General features: G+C 37.2%; 30 protein-coding genes. 4 read left to right on the top strand and 26 right to left on the bottom strand.

The window, feature by feature from the left end; translation table 11 throughout:
• Positions 1-113: 113 nt before the first annotated feature.
• From CLO1100_RS05035 to ruvC, 4 genes are all read right to left on the bottom strand, one after another.
• Positions 114-626: an epoxyqueuosine reductase QueH gene (locus tag CLO1100_RS05035; protein ID WP_014312668.1), complete on the bottom strand. Its 513-nt coding sequence runs from the start codon at positions 624-626 to the stop codon at positions 114-116.
• A 40-nt stretch (positions 627-666) separates the two neighbouring features.
• Positions 667-1,674, bottom strand: coding sequence for a Holliday junction branch migration DNA helicase RuvB (gene ruvB, locus CLO1100_RS05030; RefSeq protein ID WP_014312667.1), 1,008 nt, complete (start codon positions 1,672-1,674; stop codon positions 667-669).
• Positions 1,675-1,761: 87 nt separating this feature from the next.
• Positions 1,762-2,367, bottom strand: a complete 606-nt coding sequence (ruvA, locus tag CLO1100_RS05025) for a Holliday junction branch migration protein RuvA (protein WP_014312666.1) — start codon at positions 2,365-2,367, stop codon at positions 1,762-1,764.
• A 27-nt stretch (positions 2,368-2,394) separates the two neighbouring features.
• Positions 2,395-2,895, bottom strand: coding sequence for a crossover junction endodeoxyribonuclease RuvC (gene ruvC / locus CLO1100_RS05020; protein ID WP_014312665.1), 501 nt, complete (start codon positions 2,893-2,895; stop codon positions 2,395-2,397).
• A 260-nt stretch (positions 2,896-3,155) separates the two neighbouring features.
• Between ruvC and CLO1100_RS05015 the strand changes: the two genes are divergently transcribed.
• Together CLO1100_RS05015 and argH are read left to right on the top strand one after the other, a co-directional pair.
• Positions 3,156-4,370 carry an argininosuccinate synthase gene (locus CLO1100_RS05015; protein ID WP_014312664.1) on the top strand — a complete coding sequence of 405 codons (1,215 nt, stop codon included), beginning with the start codon at positions 3,156-3,158 and terminating at the stop codon, positions 4,368-4,370.
• A 149-nt stretch (positions 4,371-4,519) separates the two neighbouring features.
• Complete coding sequence (argH, locus tag CLO1100_RS05010; RefSeq protein WP_014312663.1) at positions 4,520-5,899, top strand: argininosuccinate lyase; 1,380 nt, start codon at positions 4,520-4,522, stop codon at positions 5,897-5,899.
• Between the two features lie 94 nt (positions 5,900-5,993).
• On the opposite strand, the gene CLO1100_RS05005 is transcribed toward argH, so the two are convergent.
• The 9 genes from CLO1100_RS05005 to CLO1100_RS04965 all read right to left on the bottom strand — a co-directional run bounded on the left by CLO1100_RS05005 (position 5,994) and on the right by CLO1100_RS04965 (position 13,653).
• Entirely contained in the window at positions 5,994-6,176 is a 183-nt protein-coding gene (locus tag CLO1100_RS05005; protein ID WP_014312662.1) for a hypothetical protein, read from the bottom strand.
• A 36-nt stretch (positions 6,177-6,212) separates the two neighbouring features.
• Positions 6,213-6,524 carry a hypothetical protein gene (locus CLO1100_RS05000; protein WP_014312661.1) on the bottom strand — a complete coding sequence of 104 codons (312 nt, stop codon included), beginning with the start codon at positions 6,522-6,524 and terminating at the stop codon, positions 6,213-6,215.
• Positions 6,525-6,818: 294 nt separating this feature from the next.
• Complete coding sequence (locus CLO1100_RS04995; protein WP_014312660.1) at positions 6,819-7,955, bottom strand: polysaccharide deacetylase family protein; 1,137 nt, start codon at positions 7,953-7,955, stop codon at positions 6,819-6,821.
• 31 nt (positions 7,956-7,986) lie between these two features.
• Entirely contained in the window at positions 7,987-8,274 is a 288-nt protein-coding gene (locus CLO1100_RS04990; RefSeq protein ID WP_014312659.1) for a Dabb family protein, read from the bottom strand.
• Between the two features lie 303 nt (positions 8,275-8,577).
• Positions 8,578-10,743 carry a DUF4901 domain-containing protein gene (locus CLO1100_RS04985; RefSeq protein ID WP_242836686.1) on the bottom strand — a complete coding sequence of 722 codons (2,166 nt, stop codon included), beginning with the start codon at positions 10,741-10,743 and terminating at the stop codon, positions 8,578-8,580.
• A gap of 196 nt (positions 10,744-10,939) precedes the next feature.
• A complete protein-coding gene (locus CLO1100_RS04980; RefSeq protein ID WP_014312657.1) occupies positions 10,940-12,352 on the bottom strand; it encodes a LysM peptidoglycan-binding domain-containing protein in 1,413 nt (470 codons plus the stop codon).
• Positions 12,353-12,536: 184 nt separating this feature from the next.
• Positions 12,537-12,917, bottom strand: a complete 381-nt coding sequence (locus CLO1100_RS04975; RefSeq protein WP_014312656.1) for a hypothetical protein — start codon at positions 12,915-12,917, stop codon at positions 12,537-12,539.
• A gap of 30 nt (positions 12,918-12,947) precedes the next feature.
• Positions 12,948-13,268: a YtxH domain-containing protein gene (locus tag CLO1100_RS04970; RefSeq protein WP_014312655.1), complete on the bottom strand. Its 321-nt coding sequence runs from the start codon at positions 13,266-13,268 to the stop codon at positions 12,948-12,950.
• 130 nt (positions 13,269-13,398) lie between these two features.
• On the bottom strand, positions 13,399-13,653 hold the full coding sequence (locus CLO1100_RS04965; RefSeq protein ID WP_014312654.1) for a TIGR03905 family TSCPD domain-containing protein: 255 nt from the start codon (positions 13,651-13,653) through the stop codon (positions 13,399-13,401).
• Positions 13,654-13,838: 185 nt separating this feature from the next.
• On the opposite strand from CLO1100_RS04965, the gene glgA reads away from it, so the two are divergent.
• Positions 13,839-15,284 (top strand): glycogen synthase GlgA, encoded by a 1,446-nt coding sequence (gene glgA / locus CLO1100_RS04960; RefSeq protein ID WP_014312653.1) that lies wholly within the window; start codon positions 13,839-13,841, stop codon positions 15,282-15,284.
• 8 nt (positions 15,285-15,292) lie between these two features.
• Here glgA and CLO1100_RS04955 read toward each other — a convergent pair whose 3' ends face one another.
• The 7 genes from CLO1100_RS04955 to CLO1100_RS04925 form a co-directional block, all read right to left on the bottom strand.
• Positions 15,293-15,826 carry a cob(I)yrinic acid a,c-diamide adenosyltransferase gene (locus CLO1100_RS04955; protein WP_014312652.1) on the bottom strand — a complete coding sequence of 178 codons (534 nt, stop codon included), beginning with the start codon at positions 15,824-15,826 and terminating at the stop codon, positions 15,293-15,295.
• An 18-nt stretch (positions 15,827-15,844) separates the two neighbouring features.
• Positions 15,845-16,318 (bottom strand): 2-amino-4-hydroxy-6-hydroxymethyldihydropteridine diphosphokinase, encoded by a 474-nt coding sequence (folK, locus tag CLO1100_RS04950; RefSeq protein WP_041700164.1) that lies wholly within the window; start codon positions 16,316-16,318, stop codon positions 15,845-15,847.
• The gene (folB, locus tag CLO1100_RS04945) at positions 16,311-16,685 is read right to left on the bottom strand and encodes a dihydroneopterin aldolase (protein WP_014312650.1); all 375 of its coding nucleotides are present in this window, start codon (positions 16,683-16,685) and stop codon (positions 16,311-16,313) included. Before folB ends, folK begins: the two co-directional genes overlap by 8 nt.
• Complete coding sequence (folP, locus tag CLO1100_RS04940) at positions 16,686-17,510, bottom strand: dihydropteroate synthase (protein ID WP_014312649.1); 825 nt, start codon at positions 17,508-17,510, stop codon at positions 16,686-16,688.
• Between the two features lie 22 nt (positions 17,511-17,532).
• Positions 17,533-18,012 carry an HD domain-containing protein gene (locus CLO1100_RS04935; RefSeq protein ID WP_014312648.1) on the bottom strand — a complete coding sequence of 160 codons (480 nt, stop codon included), beginning with the start codon at positions 18,010-18,012 and terminating at the stop codon, positions 17,533-17,535.
• A gap of 16 nt (positions 18,013-18,028) precedes the next feature.
• Positions 18,029-18,616 (bottom strand): GTP cyclohydrolase I FolE, encoded by a 588-nt coding sequence (gene folE, locus CLO1100_RS04930; RefSeq protein ID WP_014312647.1) that lies wholly within the window; start codon positions 18,614-18,616, stop codon positions 18,029-18,031.
• A 203-nt stretch (positions 18,617-18,819) separates the two neighbouring features.
• On the bottom strand, positions 18,820-19,509 hold the full coding sequence (locus CLO1100_RS04925; RefSeq protein ID WP_014312646.1) for a 4Fe-4S double cluster binding domain-containing protein: 690 nt from the start codon (positions 19,507-19,509) through the stop codon (positions 18,820-18,822).
• Positions 19,510-19,713: 204 nt separating this feature from the next.
• Here CLO1100_RS04925 and CLO1100_RS04920 point away from each other — a divergent pair, with 204 nt between their 5' ends.
• Positions 19,714-20,268 carry a DUF4364 family protein gene (locus CLO1100_RS04920; RefSeq protein WP_014312645.1) on the top strand — a complete coding sequence of 185 codons (555 nt, stop codon included), beginning with the start codon at positions 19,714-19,716 and terminating at the stop codon, positions 20,266-20,268.
• An 11-nt stretch (positions 20,269-20,279) separates the two neighbouring features.
• Here the strand turns inward: CLO1100_RS04920 and CLO1100_RS04915 are convergent, their stop codons facing one another.
• The 6 genes from CLO1100_RS04915 to rplU form a co-directional block, all read right to left on the bottom strand.
• The gene (locus tag CLO1100_RS04915) at positions 20,280-20,552 is read right to left on the bottom strand and encodes a hypothetical protein (RefSeq protein WP_014312644.1); all 273 of its coding nucleotides are present in this window, start codon (positions 20,550-20,552) and stop codon (positions 20,280-20,282) included.
• A 107-nt stretch (positions 20,553-20,659) separates the two neighbouring features.
• Entirely contained in the window at positions 20,660-20,950 is a 291-nt protein-coding gene (yhbY, locus tag CLO1100_RS04910) for a ribosome assembly RNA-binding protein YhbY (protein WP_031342451.1), read from the bottom strand.
• 44 nt (positions 20,951-20,994) lie between these two features.
• Entirely contained in the window at positions 20,995-22,272 is a 1,278-nt protein-coding gene (gene obgE / locus CLO1100_RS04905; protein ID WP_014312642.1) for a GTPase ObgE, read from the bottom strand.
• A gap of 166 nt (positions 22,273-22,438) precedes the next feature.
• The gene (gene rpmA, locus CLO1100_RS04900) at positions 22,439-22,723 is read right to left on the bottom strand and encodes a 50S ribosomal protein L27 (RefSeq protein ID WP_014312641.1); all 285 of its coding nucleotides are present in this window, start codon (positions 22,721-22,723) and stop codon (positions 22,439-22,441) included.
• Between the two features lie 4 nt (positions 22,724-22,727).
• On the bottom strand, positions 22,728-23,060 hold the full coding sequence (locus CLO1100_RS04895) for a ribosomal-processing cysteine protease Prp (protein ID WP_014312640.1): 333 nt from the start codon (positions 23,058-23,060) through the stop codon (positions 22,728-22,730).
• A gap of 17 nt (positions 23,061-23,077) precedes the next feature.
• Positions 23,078-23,389, bottom strand: a complete 312-nt coding sequence (rplU, locus tag CLO1100_RS04890) for a 50S ribosomal protein L21 (protein WP_014312639.1) — start codon at positions 23,387-23,389, stop codon at positions 23,078-23,080.
• Positions 23,390-23,419: the final 30 nt, after the last annotated feature.

Raw genomic sequence — 23,419 nt, 5'->3', positions numbered from 1 at the left:
TACTATTATATCTTTGTTTTGACAAAAAAGGGTAAAAAATAAGACATTTTAAAACAAATGTAACCTTAATGTAAAAATTATGGCAAAATAATGGGCTAAATTACCCTGAATGATTAAATAGGAAGGGATAGAATACATCCGCAGTATTTTTGACGATACAGTTCCATCTCCCTTGCCATCTGCTGTCCCTGTCTGAACCCGGGTCTGAAATCCCGGTATAAAAATGTAGTTCCGTATTGCGCTGCGTATTTTTCCCCAAGTTCTTTTATTAAATCATGTTTCTGGTACGGGCTCACAAGCAGTGTTGTCGAAAATGCGTCACAGCCCTTCTGGGCAGCGAGTTTTGCCGCATTTTCAAGTCTTACACTGTAGCAGTGAAGACACCGGGCATCACCCATATCCTTCATATCTTCCCATTCAGTCTGTCTGAAATCATCATCATATATTACGGGAATTTTTTTAATTTTGCTAAACTTTTCAACATTTTCCCTGCGTTTTGTATGTTCTTCGATAGGGTGTATATTGGGGTTGTAAAAATACCCTTGTATATCAACGCCCTCATTCATAAGTTCCTGTACAGGATATGTGGAACATGGTCCGCAGCACATGTGCAATAGTACTTTCATTGTGTTATCACTCTTTCTATATTATATACTCCAGCCTTGCTTAACCGTCATACTCCAATCCGAAATGTGCATAAGCATTTTTTGTTGCCATTCTCCCTCTGGGAGTTTTATTGATAAATCCTAATTGTATAAGATATGGCTCATACACATCCTCAATAGTGCCCGATTCTTCTCCTATTGAAGCTGCCAGTGTATCCAGTCCTACCGGCCCGCCTCCGAACTTGTTAATTATGCTCAGCAGCATGTTTCTGTCAACACCATCCAAACCTATCTCATCAACCTCAAGTGCATCAAGGGCATGTTTTGCCAGTTCAATATCTATGACACCGCTTCCCTTTACCTGTGCAAAATCACGTACTCTTTTTAACAGTCTGTTTGCTATTCTGGGGGTTCCTCTGGATCTTCTGGCAATCTCATAAGCACCCTTTTGGTCAAGACCAATATTAAGAATCCCGGCCGAACGACTTACGATTTCTTTTAATTCTTCGGAAGTATACATTTCCAATTTATTTATTACACCAAACCTGTCCCTTAGAGGTGCAGTCAAAAGTCCCGCTCTTGTAGTGGCACCTATCAAGGTAAACTTGGGAAGATCCAGTCTTATTGATCTGGCGCTTGGACCCTTGCCGATTATAATATCCAGAGCATAGTCCTCCATGGCAGGGTAAAGGATTTCTTCCACGCTTCTGTTAAGCCTGTGTATTTCATCTATAAACAATACATCGTGAGTACCAAGGTTTGTAAGTATAGCAGCCAGGTCACCGGCTTTTTCTATTGCCGGCCCGGATGTAATTCTGAGGTTTACGCCCATCTCCGATGAAATTATACTTGCAAGAGTAGTCTTGCCAAGTCCCGGAGGGCCATAAAGCAAAACATGATCCAGAGCTTCTTTCCTTCTTTTTGCTGCCTCTATAAATACTGTCAGGTTATCCTTGGCCTTGGACTGTCCTATGTACTCATCGAACCTTTTGGGCCTTAAGCTCACCTCATCAAAATCATCAGAACGGTTACCGGCCTCAACAAGCCTCTCATCAGTTAAATCTGTCATATTAGCCTCCATGAGCCGTTAGCTACGGCTGCCAAAAAATATTGAAACTTATTCTCTTATTTTCTCAACGTCCTTAAATAAGGAAGGCTATCTTGAAAGGGATTTGAGCGCCTTCTTTATTAAATCCTCTACACTCATTCCTTCTTCATAAATACCGCTTATAATGCTTGATGCTTCTACCGAGCCGTATCCCAAAACCATCAAAGCACTAACAGCCTCCGACAGGACAGAATCTCCGGGAGCCCAGCTGTTTTCGGGACCAGCTGCCGGAATAGAAGCTGTAAGCTGTTCCTTTGATATTTTGTCCTTTAGCTCAAGTATAATTCGCTGAGCCATTTTCATTCCTATACCCGGGGCTTTTGTCAGTGACTTTGTATCCTGAGAGACAACAGCCAATGCAAATCTTGATGGCGACAGCGTTGAAATCAGGGATATTGCGGCCTTTGGCCCAACCCCTGAAACTGCCAGAAGCATCTCAAACATAGCCAGTTCTTCCACTGTACCGAAGCCGTAGAGGGCTGCAATATCTTCTCTGACATAATAATGAGTATAAATCTTTACTGGTGTACCTGGCTGTCCCATGTTATTTATTGTAGAAAGTGCGGTAAATATCCTGTACCCGATTCCACCGGTTTCTACTATTATACTGTCGTTGTTTTTTACTTCCACTGTTCCTTTTATGTATGCAAACATTTTTTATTCTCCAAATAATAATAATTTCTAGAACCTTCCGTTCCCCAGCAATGACCCCATTCTATGAGAGTTTCCGTGGCATATTGCCACAGCCAGAGCATCTGCTACATCGTCCGGCTTTGGAATCGCCGGAAGATTCAATATAGCCTTTACCATCTGCTGTATCTGTGCCTTTTCTGCCCTGCCGTAGCCAACAACCGATTGCTTAACCTGCAGGGGCGTATATTCAAATATATCTATTCCGGATTTGGCAGCGGCAAGTACGGCTACTCCTCTGCCATGTCCTACCGTAAGTGCAGTCTTAATATTCTTATTGAAGAACAGTTCTTCTATGGATATTGCATCAGGCTTGTACTTATCTATCAATTTTTCAAGTTCATTATACAGTACCAGAAGCCTGTCCGAAAATTTCATGGATGCTCCTGTTGTAACTGCACTGTAATCCAAAACCGAAAATTTGTTCCCTTCATATTTTACAACACCATAGCCTGTAATTGCAAATCCAGGGTCAATCCCCATTATTACCACAGTAAATATCCTCCGTAAAACTAATATTGTTAATAAATTTTTGTATAATTATAGATGAGTATTGCATATTTATACAATTTGTTGTATAATAAACCCAAGCTACAGGTCAGCGAAGAAAGCCGTTCCTTGGGACATTGCTTTTTGCTGACTAATTCAAATCATATATATTTTAGCATACTTTTAATATGTTGTTTAAGAGAAATAAATCTGCATTTATATTCGTTTTTATTGCTGGAGAATCAGCGGAAAGGGTGGTTGAAATGAGTAAGGAAAAAGTTTTATTAGCATATTCAGGTGGACTTGACACCTCGATAATTATTCCATGGCTTAAAGAGAACTACGGTTATGAAGTTATTGCCATGGCCGGAGATGTGGGACAGGGCGAAGAGCTTGAACCTTTAAATGAGAAAGCAATCAAAACCGGTGCATCAAAACTTTACATAGAGGATTTGAAGGAAGAATTCATAACTGATTTTATATATCCTACCTTGAAAGCAGGAGCAATTTACGAAGGAAAATATCTTCTGGGGACGTCTTTTGCAAGACCAATTATAGCAAAGAGAATGGTTGAAATTGCTATTAAGGAAGGCTGTACGGCTATCTGCCACGGAGCTACCGGTAAGGGTAATGACCAGGTAAGATTCGAACTTACCGTAAAGGCTTTGGCCCCCCATCTTAAAATAATTGCACCTTGGAGAATTTGGGATATCAAGTCAAGAGAAGATGCTATAGATTATGCTGAAGCAAGAAATATTCCTATTCCCGTAACCAAAAAAGATAACTACAGCATGGACAGGAACCTTTGGCATTTGAGTCATGAAGGCTCCGATCTGGAAGATCCTTGGAACGAACCTCAGTATGAAAAGCTCTTAAAGCTGATGGTTTCTCCTGAAAAGGCTCCGGACGTACCTACATACGTTGAAATTTATTTCGAAAAAGGTATCCCTAAAAAGGTTAACGGCGTTGAATACGGTCCTATTGAAATGATGGATGTTCTCAACAAGCTTGCAGGGGAAAACGGTGTAGGTATTGTTGACATGGTTGAGAACAGACTTGTGGGTATGAAGTCAAGAGGTGTATATGAAACTCCTGCGGGAACAGTTTTATATGCTGCTCACAGAGAGCTTGAGCTGCTTTGCCTTGACAGAGACACTCTCCATTACAAGGACGTTATTGCACAAAGATTTGCAGAACTTGTATACTTCGGACAGTGGTACACTCCTCTTCGTGAATCCTTGTCAGCTTTTGTTGATAAGACTCAGGAAACTGTTACAGGTACTGTAAGACTGAAGCTTTACAAAGGTAACTGTATGCCTGCAGGTGCCAAGTCTGAATACTCCCTGTATAGTGAAGAAATTGCTACCTTCAGTAAAGACGAGGTTTACAATCAGAAGGATGCAGAAGGATTTATCAACCTCTTTGGTCTACCAATGAAGGTTAGGGCTCAAATGCTGCAAAACAAGGATATCAAATAGAATTAAGAAAATCTTGTAATAAAAGAATATTCACATAGAATAAGGCATTCCGGTAGACCATAGGTTTTCAAAAGACCTCTTGATTATGCAGGTATGCCCTTGTTTAATATATTAGATTTTTAATCCTACTTTAATTGAGGTGTATAATTATGAAACTTTGGGGCGGTAGATTTGCAAAAGGAACAGACAAATTGGTGGATGATTTCAATTCTTCCATACGCTTTGACAGTAGAATGTACAGGCACGATATTCTGGGCAGCATCGCCCACGCAAATATGCTTGGAAAATGCGGTATTATTTCTACTGATGAAAGCAGTATGATTCAAAATACTCTTAAAGATATTTTAAATGATATAGAAGCCGGAAAAATTGATTTTGAGATTGATGCTGAAGATATTCATATGAATGTTGAAAAAATTCTTATATCAAGAATAGGAGACACCGGAAAGAAGCTCCACACAGGAAGAAGCAGAAATGATCAGGTTGCTTTGGACATCCGTATGTATCTGAGAGATGAGATAACTGCAATAAAAGAAATGGTTGCCGTTTTTTTAGAGACTCTTGTAAAAATGTCGGAATCAAACCTTGATACTATTATGCCGGGTTACACACATCTTCAAAGGGCTCAGCCAATTACACTGGCTCATCATATGATGGCTTATTTTGAAATGTTCAAGAGAGATTACCAAAGACTTTGTGATTGCTATTCCAGATTGAATATCCTCCCTCTTGGTTCGGGTGCTCTTGCCGGAACTACTTACCCTCTGGACAGGCACATGGTTGCTCAGGAATTGGGATTTGACGATGTAACTCAAAACAGTCTTGACGGTGTTAGTGACAGAGATTTTGCAATTGAACTTGCTTCCTGCTTATCAATACTTATGATGCATCTAAGCAGATTAAGCGAGGAGATTATTCTCTGGTCCTCACATGAATTCGGTTTTGTTGAACTTGATGACGCCTACAGTACAGGGTCAAGCATTATGCCTCAGAAGAAAAATCCAGATGTTGCAGAGCTTGCAAGGGGTAAAACAGGCCGAGTATACGGAAGCCTTATGACTCTCCTCACTGTAATGAAATCCCTGCCCCTGGCATACAACAAGGATATGCAGGAGGACAAGGAAGCAATATTTGATGCTGTAGATACCGTTAAAATGTGTCTTCCTGTTTTTTCAAACATGATTGATACCATGAAAGTCCGTAAAGCTAATATGTATAAGGCTGCTCAAGGTGGTTTTACAAATGCAACAGACATTGCAGATTATCTTGTAAAAAAGGGTATCCCTTTCAGAAGTGCCCATGAAATAATCGGAAAAATGGTTCTTTATTGTATTGAAAACAACAAGGCTATTGATGATATGACAATGGACGAATTCAAAAGTTTTTCAGATAAAATTCAGGAGGATGTGTACACTGAAATAAGTCTGGAAAAATGTGTTTCAGGCAGAAAGCTGGTTGGGGGCCCAGCACGTGAAACCGAAGAAAAGGCCATTGAAAATGCAAAATCATTTTTAAGTTCTTTAATTTAGCGTAAAAATTATATAAGATATTTGTATGGGTGGGTTATATTAAAAGTTTCAATCCCATACAAATATCTTTTTTAATTTTCTTTAAAAAAATCGGCTATGCCAGCCTTCTGCTGCCATTAAGTAAGATATTAAGCGATATCCTTTCAGAATTTATGTTTAAATTCATACACGATACACGTACTCCTTTTTTTGATAACTCTGTTTCTATATCTCTTTTAATTTTGTCTATTACTTCTACTTCCTTGCGGGCAATTACTTTGCGTCTTTTTCTAAACATTTTCCCCTCCGATTTGTCTGTAAGTAACTATTGTGTTTAGTTAATCTTTACCTTCTTTTCCAACGCTCTACCCAAACTAAACCATGAATCCCTGAGTTTAAACCGCATCTGCTCGTCCAGGGTTCTTTCTATTATGTCATTCAACTCCTTTCTTGCCTTAATATATTCCTTTACATCAAATTCGTCCTTTGCAAGTATTTCTTCTATTTGTAAAAGCCATTCCTTTATATACTCACTCCCCAAATATTCAGAAGTTATTTTCTTCTTTATATGGAGCACAACTTGTTTTACAGCTTTTCTTTTTACGTCTATATCTGTTTGTATCTTTCTTACCTGTTTTTGACCCATTAAATATTCACTCCTTCTCTATTTGATACGTCAGCAAATATTATCCATATATTTACATTTATTATACTATATTTGGTATTTTTTTGTAAATCTCGCCATGGTTGGTTTAGATACACAGCCTAACGAAATCGGAGGTATTTGCCATGTTAACCGCTTATATAATAAGGGAAATAAAGCAATAAGCATTTATTAAAAGTATGGTTTGGTAAGTCAAATTTTATACCGTTTTCCATGCAAAAAGCTGCCGGACATAACGCCCGACAGCTCATAATAATTAAAGATATTTAATTTTCTTTAGTAGGTAATCAGTTGCTTGCCGTTTAATTTTGACGTATCAACATTTTGTTTTTTTGGTTCAGGTACTACCACTGTATCCTTATTACCGTCGCTGATATACTGTGAACTTCCTTTTCCCATGGCATCCAGCCACCATGCAAGGTCACATTCCACCTTTTCCTGTCCTGTAGACCTTACCCTTGGTACAGCATAAGGATTGAACTTTGGCGATACGGGTGACGGCGATGGATTTGCACCTACAAGTACTATCGAGGTATGTTTGTACTCTGTACCTTGGTAGTTGCCCTGAATAACATAGTCCTTCAAACCCTTTGACGCATTCCCAAATGGCAATGAAAATGCCTTAAACTTGTATCCGGATATGTACTCTTCCATTAATTTCTGATTTCCACCAACTTCCTCAAGCATTTTAGCCGCAGTTTTAACATCCGGCAAAGATACATGCGTCTTTGTATGATTTCCTATTTCAAAACCTTTATCAATCAAATATTTAAGTCTATCCTGAACTGTCCCCGCTCCATTAAAAGTTTCTACTCCAAGGTTCACATAAAATGTACCTTTAAGGCCAAAATCAGGATGTTTGCTGTTAAACGCCTCCATTACCCCAACCGCTGATTTTGGATTTGCTTTCAGCTGCCCGTCCTGCTCAACAAGATTAAATTGACCTGCTGTCCCGTCATCAAAAGTGAAAACCATAGGTATGCACCCGGCCGGAACGTCAATATTATTGTTTAACATGTCTTCAAGGTTTACAAGCCTGTAATTTTTTTGGTATAGTTCATCCAACAAGCTTTCAAATTCTACAAAAGTTGTTGTATATTCGTTTTTTCCCTTTGGGTATGTTTCAACAAAGTTATGAAACATAACAACCATTATTTGCCCTGCTTCGTTGGGTTTAACCTTATTATAGTCAATTTTTACAGGTTCGGGTTTTTGGGAATTATCGGCTGCCTTTGTAGAGTTACCTTGAGATTGTGTATCTACTGCTGTCTTTGAAGGAGTAGATGTAACTGCTGAAGTACTGTTTGTTGATTTTGCATTCTTATTTCCCGAGTAATATTCATTAACCCCGCATCCTGTGGTAACTGATGCAGTAATTGCCAATGCTAAAATTGCTGCAATATAATTTTTCATTTGTTTTCTCCCATTAATAGACGGTGGTTGTTTAACTTTCATAGTCTACTGCAACAGACGATTCCTTAACAAGCTTTATATGCTCAAGAACTTTAAGGTGTGCAGGATGAACCTGATACGCCTCCATGTCAGCCATTGAATCAAACTTAGTGTAAAGTCCTATATCATATGACCTTTCAGAATGAACAATATCTACTCCAACTTCTATAAATTTTAAACAAGGTATTTGTCCCTTTAATCCAAGCAATAGGTCTTTTGTTTTCTGAATGGTTTCTTCACTCTTGTCATTTAATTTGAATAAAACAATGTGTGTAAGCATTTTTTTGTAATACCTCCATGTATTTATTTTATGTATTTTCCTTAATTTTAACTTTGATAAAGGATATAGTCAAACAAAAATAGCAAAGTATTTGTTACATTATTTGGTAATTTATGTTTTAGTGATTTATTATGGTAAATTATTAAAATTTTACTTGAATTATGTTTTTAATCGTTGTATAATTATACATGGGCATGAGTATTAATTCATGTTATTTTTAATGCTTATTTCTATATTTTTGATAAATCCCTATTATTTAAGGGACTGGCAGTTTTGCCAGTCCCTCTTTTTTTGTATTTTTATTTATTTAGCAGCCAGAAAATTGTATATGGTCATAAGTCCATCCAATCTTGTCATTTTATTTTTTGGCATAAAGTTTCCGTTGCTGCCGTTCATTGCTTTAAATCCTGTAGTAAGACACACGTATCCCAAAAGATTTGGGTTGATTTTATTAGCATCTTTGAAACTGCTCTTGTATATACCCTTTATTTCAGCGACCTCACTTAATCCCTTGAATTTTATAAAATACTTCGCCGCATCCTCTCTGGTAACTACGGAAAGAGGAGCTTTTTCCGCCTTTGTTATAATACCCTGGCTAATCAGTTGATTGTACATGTTTTCAATCATTTTATCATTATCGGTTGCTTTGTCCATGTAATAAAAATCATTTAATCTGGAAAGCAGAATAAAATAATCCTTTTGAAGCAGTACATCAGCCGGTTTAAGTTCATCCTGAATATATCTTATACCTATCTGTGTTAATACCTTTACCTTATCTTCAGCTTTAATTCCATTAACGTCTGTATAGTCTGCAACTTTATTATCTTTGTATACCCTTCCGGAATTATCCAGAATGTCGCCGTTAACTGCACTTATAATGCATGGCTTTGAGCTATCTGTAAAATATCCCAGAACAGCATTTCGAGTATTTGATACACCAAGCTTATAATCCATAATTAATGTTTCTTCGGTGTCGGAATCATCAGGTATATACTGTATTTCATAACCTATTTTATTAAACATAACCTTATTTGCTTCTTCAACACTAATTACATTTTTAGGGTCATCAAATTTCAAATCCTTTGCCCAGTATGTATAAAAGCTGCTAATGTTTCCTGACAGATTATCATAAGATATGGAGATATAGTTATCCGGACACTCCAATCCGTTTTCAATTCTTATATACTTGAATGAATATGAGTTTTCAGGTTTTGAATCATATTTTATATACGAATCGTCAAATTTAACTTTTGCATAAATATCAGGTATAAGTGTCTTTAATGCTTCGTCACAAATTACTTTTGCTTGTTCCTCAGACTTTTGGGGAACTGCACCTGTTGGCGATGTATAGTTAGTCCAGAACTCTATTAAAGCTCCTGTCTTTGCGTCTACGGTAATTTGAACTTCTCTTGTCAGCTTTTTGCTTTCATCCAGTACCTTTGTATAAGTCAATGTCCATGCAAGTGAATTGCTGTTTCTCCAAACCTTACCCAAGTAAGAATTTGTAAGTTTAAATGAACTGTCAAGATTGAAGTTGCTTAAAGAACGCAATTTCTTGTCGGCAGTATCTTTTGTAATTAGGTTGGATATGCTATTAACGGCATCCAATTCATCAGGAGTAAGTGCAATATTTGAAACTGTTCCTGCAGCATCCATTGCTGCCATTTTTTGAGCCTGGGAAGATAAAGCATTTTCATATAACATATAATTTGTTGCAGTTTCAACCTCTCCGGTAACAGCGTCTATATACTTATTTGTTGCCTTTGGAACATACGCAAGATATGTTTCAGACTTATCCTTTTCAAATTTAACATTGTAAACCAGTTTAAGTCCAAGTTTTTCAGCAAATGCCTTTTGAGCCTGGTTGAGGCTTATTATCTTTGAAGAATCTTCAAACTTGGTGTTTTTTGAGTAATTACATGTATAACTTATTACTTTTCCGGTATAAGAATTAACTGATATGTTAATGTAATTGTTTCTATATTTAATACCGTTTACTTGTCTGATATAGTTAATACTATATCCTCCGTTATACCCATAATCATTTGTTTCATTAAGTTTGAACTCATCCATAAGTTTAGGATTCAGACGATTTACAAACTGTTCTGCTATCTTATATGCCTGTTCCTTTGAATACTTAGGTATTTTTTTACCATCGCTTGGCATATAATCATAGGAATTGTAGGATGATATAAAATTGTCTTGATCTACTTGTACATTTACATTCTTTTGTGAATCCTCATCGGTCCAGGCCAGACTCCAAACAATTTGATCATTTCTGTTGTAAATATTGTAACTGAATTTAGTACATTCCTTAGGAATATCAATCTTTGATTTAACAAACTTAATGGCATTTTGCAGCTCTTTGTCCACCTGTGCTGAATCGTCGGCTGCCATTGCAGGAATCATAAAAGCTGCCAAGACAGCAACCACCACCAACATTGAAATAAATCTTTTCAATACAATCACCTCTTGTTTTTTATTTTTTTAATGCATGTAAATCCTACCAAAAACTTAGACGCAATATGAATTATGAAGTTCCATATTTTATATAACTATTTTATTTTTATATGGTTAATTTTACAACCAACAGCTTTGTAACCTTTTTGCATTAAAAAATAAGGGAGCAGCCTGTAACTCAGGTTGTTCCCCATTTATTCATGTATTATTTTGTTTTTGGTATTTTCAACTCATCACCTATTTTAATACTGTCTGCATTCTTCATATTGTTGAATTTAAGTATATCGGTATACTTTGAAGGTGTTCCATAGTATTTGGTACTAATGGAACTAAGGGTTTCTCCTTGTTGAACCACATGTACCGTATATTCGTCAGTCTCCGACTTTGTGTCCGAAGGTTCAGAAGGTTTTACAGGTTCTGTATCATTATCCGAATCCTTGACATCATCAACGTTAGTATCGCTGTTTTTACTGTCACTGGCTTTAGATGGTACCGATTGGGAATCCGTATCTGAAGCTGTTGCAGTACCCTCAGTATCTGTAGATACGGAAGGTGTGTCAGTAGTATTTGAAGCCGTCTGGGTTGACTGAGTAGGATTTCCTTGCTTTCCGTCAGAAGCAAACAGTCCCTTATTGCTAACTATGAGATACCCCATAAATAAAACTCCTGATATTATCAGCACACATATAAAACCCAATATGTAGTTAACAACATTATGGCCTTTTTCCGGCTCGTCGGGTAATTCGTCTTCGTCCTCATCTTCGTCCATATCGAACTGTGCCATTCTTCTTTGCATTGGAATATATGATAAAGTTCTTACCTCTTCAACTTTTATAACCATAAGAGTTAAACTTTCATCCATATCATTCTTGGATGCTTCCTGAAAAAGAACGCTTGCCATTTTTTGAGGGTCCAAGCCGGAATCAATAACTGCTTCAATCCTGCTCCTGTTTAAACTGTTTAACACTCCGTCACTACATAGAAGAATAACATCGCCTTCTTCAATCGTTATGCTGGAGGAAAGCTTTATTTTTGTTTTTGATTCCTGTTCTGCTATTTTTAGTATCTTGTCGGTATCGTTATATAGCTCTGCAGTGTTTGGGGTTATCCCAAGTGCTTTAAGCTTTTCGTTCTTCCTGCTTTCGCCATTTGAAAAAATATCTTTTTGAAGTCCATGCCTGAACAGAAAAGCACCATTATTACCAAGATTCATTATTACAGCCCTGTTGTTTTCAATAATTAACGAAGAAAACCCTGTTAATATCGGGTTGTTCTGACTGGATATAACGGATTTACTGTATATTAAATTGCTGGAAAGCTGAACTGCCTCATATATTTTTTCGGTAATAGCTTCAAGAGAAAAATTTTGCTTTTTAGCAGTTTCGTGATATCTTTTTATTTCTCTTACAGCAGATATGCTATCCGTTTCACCATCATCAATTCCCAGAGAATCTGAAACAGCAAACACGAAGTTACTTGAGGATTTTTCAAAAGAACACTGAATACTTTGTGTATTATGGCAATTTGAGAAGCTGCCGTTGAAATAGAAATCGTCTTTGTTTGAGCTGCTGCCCATACAACTTATTACTGTAGCACTTAGCCTTATGTTTCCATCCACAGTATTTCACCCCGTAACGTATTTTTAAATTCTTTAGTAAAAATATATAACTAATTGGTAGGAATTTGTAAGTAAATAATATCACACAATAATTGCTTTTACAATAAAATTAGTTATTTGAGGTATGTAAAAAGGCACTCAAAAAGATTTCTTTGAGTGCCTGAAACAGCCATTGCAACAAGAACTAATTCTTTGAAGAAAATGAACTGATAATAGATTTAACTACAGAGCTTGCAACATTAATAATGCTCAATATGTTTTCAGCATTAAAAGAAAATGAATCTATGGTATCAGAAACCGAATCTTCAACTGTTGTTACAACTGAAGTAGCCTTATCTAACGTACCTTTTGCACTTTTTGCGAGTTCATCTATATTTGCCACAGTGGCAGGTAAAACCTCCAGTGTCTTTCCCACTGAGTCAGCATTGTCATCTAAAATTTTGTTAACCTTATCGGTAATCTTTAAACAATTTCTTAAAACTATTATTAAAAGAACTCCTATAATAACAGCTATACAAAATATTATGAACCATGCCACAACACTCAGGTCTAAAGTAATAGACATATGTAAACACCCTTTCGTGTATAAAAGCTTTTATTCAGCCTTTTCTTCCTCTGTACATACACATTCTTCAACGGCTTCGTTTTCAGTGCAACAGCAGCAGTCCTTTTCCTTTTTTATGATATCTTCAATCTTCTCTTTTGCCGTATTTAAGCCATCCTTAACATTTTCCAGTGTATCCTTTGTAACTTTAGCTATGTCGTCCCTTGTTTCCTTTCCTGATTTGGGAGCTAAAAGTACTCCGGCAGCTACACCAACGGCTGTTCCTATTCCGGCACCGATTGCAACATTTTTAGCAGCCTGTTTTTTAGTTGATTTCTTTTTATTCTTTTTGAGTAAATCCTTTAAATCCATTTTTAAACGCCTCCTTCATTAAAGTATGTAATTTAGATTATAAATAATGGATAATAAAATACCTATTATTAACATTATACGACTTTACATTTAAAATTGATAGATAGGTTTATGATAAATTAAATTTATATCATACTGCCTGCTGTGTTTTTAAAGCCGATTCAATAGCACAAGCCAGCTGGTCAGGACAGGAAGTACCTCTTCCCTGGCAATCAATACCTTTTAACTTTGTAATTACTTCATGTGCCGGCATACCCTCAACGAGGGAGCTGATACCCTGAAGATTTCCGGAACATCCGTTGCTAAACCGAACATTTTTTAGTTTTCCGTCTTCAATCTCAAAACTTATCTGACTTGAGCATGTTCCCCTTGTTTTGAATTGCATTTTTACTACCCTCCGTTTACCTTACTGTCAAATATTTAATACAAGAATAATCCAACCTCCGTAATGTGTCAATCAGCATTTTTTATGCTTACTTTATTCCCTGTTTGTTGTAGGTTGAAACAATTTCTGATAGACTTTAAGTATCTGGAAAAATTATACCACTAGTATTTACAGGAGGTAACAGGGTGAATAATATAAATATTTTGTTTGCTTCTTCAGAAGTATTCCCTTTTGCAAAAACCGGAGGTCTTGGCGATGTTGCCGGTTCCCTTCCAAAAGCTCTGTCAAAACTGGGCTGCGATATTCGTGTAGTTATGCCTAAATACAGTGCAATCCCTGAGCAGTACAAATCACAAATGGAATATCTGGGCTTCATTTATGTAGATGTATCCTGGAGACATCAGTATTGTGGTATTTTTAGATTAAAATATGACGGAATAACATATTATTTTCTTGATAATGAATATTACTTTAACAGGCCTGAACTCTATGGCGATTTTGACCAGGCCGAACAGTTTACTTTTTTCAGCAAAGCACTTTTAGAAATACTTCCTTTTATTGGTTTTAAGACTGATATAATACATTGCAATGATTGGCAGACCGGAGTTGTAAGTCTTCTATTGAAGGCTGTGTATAAAAGCGACCCCTTTTACAAAAACATTAAAACCATATTTACAATACACAATCTCAAATACCAGGGTATCTTCTCTAAAGAAGTACTTTCGAACCTGCTTGGATTGGATTGGAGATACTTTACCCCCGAAGGAATAGAATTTAACGGAAGTGTAAACTTTTTGAAAGCCGGCCTTGTTTATTCGGACTCCATCAGTACTGTAAGCCCTACTTACGCTGATGAAATAAAAAATGATTTTTACGGTGAGGGATTAAATGGTGTATTAAATAGCCGATCAAAGGATTTATACGGAATATTGAACGGTATAGACTACGAAAAAAACGATCCTGAAAATGATACAAGATTGTATGCTATGTACTCGGCTGACAAGATATCACAAAAGTATGAAAACAAACGGAGACTACAGCAGGATTTAGGCCTTCCTGTAAAGCCTGAAGTACCTGTAATCAGTATTATTTCGAGGCTCACCTCTCAAAAAGGGTTTGACCTTATTGAACGTGTACTTGAAGAAATCCTGCAAATGGATATTCAGCTTATCATACTTGGTAAAGGCGATGAACATTACAAATATGTTTTTGAAAATGCAGCATATTGGCACAAAGACAAAGTTTCAGCAAACATAACCTTTAGCGATACTCTGGCTCAGCGAATTTATGCGGCATCAGATATGTTTCTTATGCCTTCCTTGTTTGAGCCCTGCGGTCTTGGTCAGATTTTCAGCTTCCGATATGGAGCTGTTCCCATAGTCCGTGAAACAGGCGGTCTTAATGATACCGTTCTTTCATACAACGAGACTACCGGAGAAGGAAACGGTTTCACTTTTACAAACTACAATGCACACGATATGCTCAATACAATCAGGCGTGCAGTAGATTTTTATTACAATAAAAAAGACATTTGGAGCCTTCTTGTTCAAAGAGGTATGCGATCAGATTTCAGTTGGGAAAAATCAGCACACGAATACATGAATATGTACCGTAAAACGTTGCAGAAATAGCAGTGACTCTAAAATTCTATTCCCTTTCGGGCTGAAATGCCTTCTTGATACGGATGTTTTACGGCTTTTATTTCAGATACGTAGTCGGCAGCTTCTATCAGGCGTTTCCCGGCATTTCTCCCGGTTAATACAAGTTCTGTTTCTTGGGGTTTATCTTTTATCATAGCAATAACATCATCTTCACTGATAAACCCATTATTCAGAACGCCTATCAGCTCATCCATAATAACCAAATCATAATTACTTTGTGAAATAAGATTTTTTACACCTTGAAAAATCTCAGAAGCCTCTTTTCGTGCTTCTTCTTTTTCTTCCTCAGTCATATTCCATACAAACTTTTTACAGCTGAAACCTCTTATTACAGTAAACTCCGGTTCCAGTTTCTTTAGAGAATGAAGCTCGCAGGTATCTCTGCTTTTGAGAAATTGAACCATTAGAACCTTCATATTGTCTCCACAGGCCCTTACTCCAAGTCCTATTGCAGCTGTAGTCTTACCTTTGCCATCGCCTGTATAAATGTGTACTAAACCTTTTTTACACATAGAAGTCCTCCATTTATATTACAGAAAGTTATCATGAAATATCTCATTTATATTTTTATTAAAAACCGGATGCATTACAAAAGGTGCAATTTCATTTAAAGGCTCCAGCACAAATCTCCGTTCATGCATCCTTGGGTGAGGAATCACCAAATCAGTTTCATTGATTATATCGCTTCCGTAGAGCAGTATATCAAGATCAATGGTCCTTGGCCCCCAGTGTATTATTCTCTCTCTTTTGAGTTCTTTTTCTATTCCTGAACACACTGTCAGAAGTTCTCTGGCTGACAAGTATGTCCTTATTTCAACCACAGCATTCAAAAAATCCGGCTGCTGTTCATATCCTACCGGGGCAGTATTATAATAAGAGGACACCGCCGTAACTTGAACTTTTTCAGCCAGTTTAAGAAGTTCAACTGCCCGGTTCAACTGGTATTCCCTATCCCCTATATTTGAACCTAACCCTATATATGCAGTGACTACATTATCACACATTGAATTCGCCTCTGGTACGTTCAAGTTGGACTCCTGCGTATTTAAGATGATATCCCATCGGAGCCCAAGGTTTTTTCAGCAGTATTTTTACTGATACCGCCTTTTTAAAGTTAATAAATATACCCTCAAGAATTTTATATGCAACCGTTTCAATTAAATCATATTTATCTGAACTTACAACATCCCCAACAACTCTGCATACCTCTGCGTAATTTAAAGTAGAGCTCAAATCATGGTTTATGGCAGCCGTGCTTAAGTCGGCTGATATTTCCAACGAAACAAGAAACATTTGCCCCAGTTTTTTCTCTTCTTCTGCTACCCCGTGGTAAGCATACACTTCCAAGTCTTCTATAATTATTTTATCCATTTATTTCACCATACTATCCGTCATTTTAGCTACTCTTACATTTTGTAAAACATCGTGAACTCTCACAATATCAACACCTTTTGCAATACCTGTTGCAGTTGTCGCCAGCGTGCCTTCAAGCCTGTCATATACTTCAAGGTCCAGAACCTTTCCTATAAAGGATTTTCTTGAAGCACCCAAAAGCACGGGATAGCCAAGCATTTTAAAATCTTCAAGTTTACGCATAACCTCTAAGTTTTGCTCCCAGGTCTTTGCAAAGCCTATACCGGGGTCTATGATTATTTTATCATCCTCTATGCCTGCTTTTTTTGCTATTAATATACTTTCCTCAAGCTCCCTCAATATTTGTCCTATAAAGTCTTCTCCGTAATTTGTTCCAGTAGTTCTGTTGTGCATTATACATACAGGTACGCCATACTCTGCTATTGTTGGAGCCATGCGGGAATCATATTTGAGTCCCCAGATATCATTTATCATATCTGCACCTGCCTTTATGGCAAGTTCTGCTGTGTCTGCCCTGTAGGTATCCACAGAAACAGGCAGGCTAATCGCCTTTGACAAAGCTTCAATGACAGGTATTATCCTCTGCTGTTCAATTTCAGAGGATACAGGTACTGCACCGGGTTTTGTGGTCTCTCCGCCAACGTCAATTATATCTGCACCTTCTGCAAGCATCCGAAATGCCTGCTTAAGTGCTATTTCCGGTTTTGTATAACTGCCCCCGTCCGAAAATGAATCCGGCGTTACATTAAGAATACCCATTACATAAGTCTTTTTGCCCCATTCCCATGTACTGTTCCCAATTTTAAAACATCCAGCTATCATATTTGTGTTATCCTTCATTATTTTAGTAATTGAATACAGGTGTGCTGCCGTTGATAAACCAGTTGCATTCCTTAACCATACTACAGCTGACACACTGGCGACAGGACTTATCACCTGCGTATAAAACCTTACTTAGAGAAGTACTGTGTCCTTCCATTTTTCGGTGTTTTGCAATCGCATCCAAAATCATTTCGGTGTCGCCTTTTTCCATATTTAAATCAACAAGAATCTTACGTGCTAAAACAGCCCCTTCAGCGGCATGGTCTGCATTTTGGCTGTATTGCTTCCATTTAGCAATATCATGGAGGAGTGCAGTTATATAAATTATTTCTTTGTCAAGGTCATATTTGTTTTCAAGTGCAATAATATAGGCAACTCTTGCCACATCCAATGAATGTTGAATATCATGGCGGCAAAATTTACGGTCTTTTTCTGCCTGAAAATTCAACTCCATATACTTTTTAAATTGCGGATGGTTTAATATTCTTTGTACTCTTTCCATACGGTCACCTGTATTATTACTTATATAGTATCATCAATCTTTTTGTAAGATTTGTATCTGTGTTGAAATTTCCTCGAAATGTAGTAGTTGTAGTCCGAGATCCTGTATTTTTAATGCCTCTGGCAGTCATACAAGCGTGCTGTCCTTCAATAATTACCGCAACGTCCTCTGAATCAGTAATCTTTTGCATAATTTCAGCTATGTCAGAACCTATTCTTTCCTGCAGCTGTAGACGTTTTCCGACCATGTCGGCTATTCTGGCTATTTTGCTAAGGCCCAGTATTTTGCCGTTAGGTACATAAGCAACTGCAACTTTCATATTGTACATAAGTGCCATATGATGCTCGCAATAACTGAAAATATCTATATCCTTAACCAATACCATTTCTTTGTTGTCTTTAGGTATCACCAGATCATCTTCAAAGGTTTTGTTATACATTTCAGCAATCTCGTCATTTGTATAGCTGATTCCTTCAAAAATCTCCTCGTACATACGAGCAACACGTGAGGGTGTATCTTTAAGTCCCTCTCTGTCGGGGTCCTCTCCTAAAGCAATCAGTAAACCTCTGATATGCTCTTCAACTTTTTTCCTATCTATAGACATGTAAACCACCCTATATACGTATTTTTCTGTATCGTATAAAAAGTAAAATCCCTGAAAGTAGTATACTCTAGGGATTATATTTCAAATAAACCATTAAAAAAGAATACCTTCTATCCTAAAAAGAATAGCATACGTATTTTCCACAGTCAACGAGTATGAACACTTCTTAATGACATTTTTCCTTAATTTTCCTAGCATTACCGTCAGGTTCTACTACCCGCACTTGGGCATACCTTTATGCAAATACCACACACGGATCCCCTTCCTATATGCTTTAAATTCCTGTTCATATATTCTGAGCATGCTCTTGCATCTACTACATTTTCACGAGGTTTCCCAACCTCCCACTTATTCCCGGTAAGAGCAAGGGCAGGACATGCTTTTACACACCTGTTGCATGATGAACACTTATTCTGTAGTATCTTATTTTCACAAGGAAGCACCATATCTGTAAGAACAGTCCCAAGCCTTACTCTGGGGCCGTAATCTTTATGAATAAATAAGCCGTTTTTACCTATCCAGCCCAGTCCTGCTAAAACCGCACCTGTTTTATGCGGAAACACACCGCTGTAAGGTATTGGAGAGGAAGGTATGCTTTGTGAAGCAGCAATGGAATATGCCCTTTTGCCGTGTGCCTGAATAGACAGAACCAATTTAAGTGATATCTGGTCTATCAGGGCATTAACAGACCTATAGTGGTTAAAATAAGTAAAGGTAGGTTTATCCCCTATCTCGTCTATTATTGCATCTGACAGTCTGATACCGAAGGTTATGGCAATAGGATAGCTTTCTAACGGGTCAGGTAAATGCTCCACTACTTCCGATGTTCCAAAGAAAGTTCCCCCCATGCCGTATACTATTGTTTCCAGTTCTTTATATAAATTATCTGACACGTATATCTCCTTTTATGCTTAATCCTGATTTAAATATTATATCATTAACTATAAAGGTGATGCACGGGAAATAAAGCTCAAATTTGACCGCATAAAAAGTCTTTTTGGGGTAATATAGTAAACCATAAGCCTTTATGGTATAATTTTAAATATATTTTTGGGAATTTATTTTAGGCTAAATTACAGCTAAGAACGGAGGTATTTATGAGTTCTATTGAAAACAGCAGAGAACTTGCCGAAAACAAGCTGATATTATTATATATTATTCATAATCTGGAGTCACCAGTAACCAATTTGCTTATAACGAAAATAATTTTAGAAAACAAGCTGATGAATTATATTTTTCTTCAGCAATATCTTGATGAGCTTTGTGAGGGAAAGTTTCTTACAAAAATAGATTCTGATGAAAAACTGTCATATAGTATTTCTTCTGCCGGAAAACAAAGTCTGGAGTACTTTACTTCATTAATTCCTGCCGGCATAAAAGCCAGGATTGATGAGGCTTTAAATAAATATAAAAAAAGCAAAAAAAATGAAATAAACATACAGTCAGACTTTGTTGCCGTAAAAGAAAATGAGTATATCGTTAGTTTAAGGATTTGTGAAGGAAGCTTTACCTATATTGATTTAAAAATGTCTGTTGGAAGCCGTAATGACGCTAATAAAATATGCGACAACTGGGCTCAGAATTCAGAGAAATTGTACAGTAAAATATTGTCGGCACTCACTGATACAGGTAACGATAACTTCGGAAAATAACATCTGACTTTTTAGTAATAATTACTTAGTCCATGTTTCAATCCCCTTGAAAAGCACTCTCTAATAAGCAGTTCCAGCTGATGACGAATAAACTTAACTCTCAGCTGGGCTATTTTTTGTTTCCCATAATCGTCTCTTATATTTTTTAGGTAAATCTCGTTTAATTTTAAAAACTTATATGTATCTTTAGTCTTTTCAAGCAGAACCTTGTCGCTGAGTTTTTTTATTGATGATTTGTCCAGAGATTCATAAGTGTGATTTTGTGTAGCGTAGTTTTCTTTCATATACCCTCCTGAAAATTTTACTAAGTTTTTTTCAACGAAATACTTATTATATTATTCAGAATTGTATAATTTTATTACATATTTCCCCAATACGTTAAAAAGCCGCCCTACGGCAGCTCTATTACGGAATTCTTTTCAGATGGTCTGTACAAAACAAATTTACTTCCGATAACCTGAACTACTTCGGAATTTGTCTGCTCTGCAATTTCTTCACATATGGTTTTCGTATCACATTCTGCATTTTTCAGGACAGTTGCCTTTATAAGCTCTCTGGCCTCCAGTGCATCTGAAAACTGCTTTATCATATTGTCGCTTACTCCGCCTTTTCCAACCTGAAAAATGGGTTGAAGATTATTTGCAAGCGACCTCAAATAGCTTCTTTGTTTACCTGTAAGCATCGCATCCTCCATGTCCGCATAGAAAATATCCATGCATATTCCTACTATCTGGTATAATCAAACTCGGTATCATAAATTCTGACTGTGTCGCCTTCCTCTATTCCCATCTCTTCAAGTGCCGCAATAACTCCTTTTTTCTTAAGAGCTCTCTGGAAATATTGCAGTGACTCATAATTAGTGATATTAGTAGAACCGAGAACCTTTCTCAGCCATTTACCCTCAACTACATATACACCATCTTCAATGTGTATTTCAAAGGGCTTTTCCTCTTGGGCTTTGTATACAACCTCTTCATTCTTTGTTTCATCAAGAAGAATGGTGTCTGGAAGTGTTTTTAATGTATCTGCAACAGCATACATGAGTTCTTTGAGCCCTTTATTAGTTGCGGCTGATATTCCAAATACTCTGTATCCTCTTTTTTCAAGTGCTTCCTTAAAAGCCTTGTAGTTTTCCTCTGCACCGGGTATATCCATTTTATTTGCGGCTACTATTTGTGGCCTTGTAGACAAAACCTCATTATATTTTTGCAGTTCTGAGTTAATTGTATCAAAATCCTCTACTGCATCTCTGCCCTCAACCCCGGATACATCTACAACATGTACAAGGAGTTTTGTCCTCTCAACATGCCTCAGAAATTCATGACCAAGACCAACACCTTCATGTGCTCCTTCAATAAGACCCGGGATATCAGCAATTACAAAGCTTTTACCCTGCTCTATCTGCACAACTCCAAGGTTTGGAACCAGAGTTGTAAAGTGGTAGTTTGCAATTTTTGGCTTTGCAGCAGAAACCATTGACAGTATTGTGGACTTACCCACGTTGGGATATCCCAAAAGTCCAACATCGGCTATCATCTTCATTTCAAGAATCAGGTTGTACTCTTCGCCGAGATCACCACTTTTCGCAAAGTTCGGTACCTGTCTTGTAGGAGTGGCAAAGTGCTGATTGCCTTTTCCGCCCTTTCCGCCTTTTGCTATAACACATGTTTGACCGGGCTTTATCAAATCAACAAGTACCATATCGGTTGTTTCATCCTTTACCATGGTGCCAAGAGGAACCTTGATAATAAGATCTTCCCCGTTTTTTCCGGAACAGTTTGACGGACCTCCATCCTGGCCTGCCTCAGCCTTGAAGTTCTTTTTGTATCTGAAGTCAATGAGGGTGTTAAGTCCTTCATCAACTACAAAAATAACATCTCCGCCTTTTCCGCCATCTCCCCCGTCCGGGCCTCCGGCCGCTATGTACTTTTCACGGTGGAATGAAACCATTCCGTTTCCTCCATTACCGGCCTTGACATATATTTTAGCACTATCTGTAAACATTTATCTTCTCTCCATTAAAACAAATATTCTTTTTTATATAATCCAGAACTCTGTTTATTTTAACCTTAAACAAATAATTTATGTGAAAAATAACTTTCATTATACGCTAAAAAGGTAGAAAATGCGTATCACATTTTCTACCTTTTTTAATGCGATAATTTTGTTATTACTCAGCAGCAGTAACTATCATAACCTGCTTCTTATCTCTGCCAAGTCTTGCAAACTTAACTTTTCCATCCTTTAATGCAAACAAGGTATCGTCTTTACCTATTCCTACGTTTACACCGGGATGAATCTTTGTACCTCTTTGACGAACAAGAATGTTTCCTGCGAGAACGAATTGACCATCAGCTCTTTTGACACCGAGTCTTTTAGCTGCACTGTCACGTCCGTTTCTTGAACTACCAACACCCTTTTTATGAGCAAAAAGTTGTAAATTAACCTTTATCATGAGATTACACCTCCTCATCCAATACCTTCACATAGTCGGGATAAGCAAATTCTATCTGTTTGAATCCAATTTCCGCTGTGGCCATAATTACATTGGCATCATGCCTTTTTTCAGGAGACAACTCCATGTCAAGCTTACATGACATAAACCCGTTCTTCTGTTTAAAAAAGCCTTTTAGTCCAATCAACTCTTCAATAGCTCCTACCGCAGTATAAGCGATTGCGGAAATGGCTGAACATACAATGTCACTGCCTTCTTCGGCAAACCCTGCATGTCCTTTTACTACAAACGTCCTAATAGTACCTGCTGAATCCTTGCCTATATTAATTTTAATCATCTAACTGTTATCCTTAATTAAGCATTGATCTTTTCGATTTGAACCTTTGTATACGGTTGTCTGTGTCCCTTTTTGTTTCTGATGTTCTTCTTTGCTTTGTATTTGAAAACGATAATCTTTTCACCTTTTCCGTGGTTAAGAATCTTTCCACTTACAGAAGCTGATTCGAGAACAGGAGCACCAAAGCTAACATTTCCATCCTTTGATACAGCTAAAACCTTATCAAAAGTTACTGAAGATCCTTCTTCAGCAGCGAGCTTTTCTATGAAAACTACATCGCCTTCCTGAACTTTGTACTGTTTTCCACCAGTCATTATAATTGCGTACATATATACACCTCCTAATATCAATCTCGCCGG

It is taken from the genome of Clostridium sp. BNL1100 (assembly GCF_000244875.1).
GTDB lineage: Bacteria > Bacillota > Clostridia > Acetivibrionales > DSM-1351 > Ruminiclostridium.
This window is presented reverse-complemented; position numbering and strand designations above follow the sequence as displayed.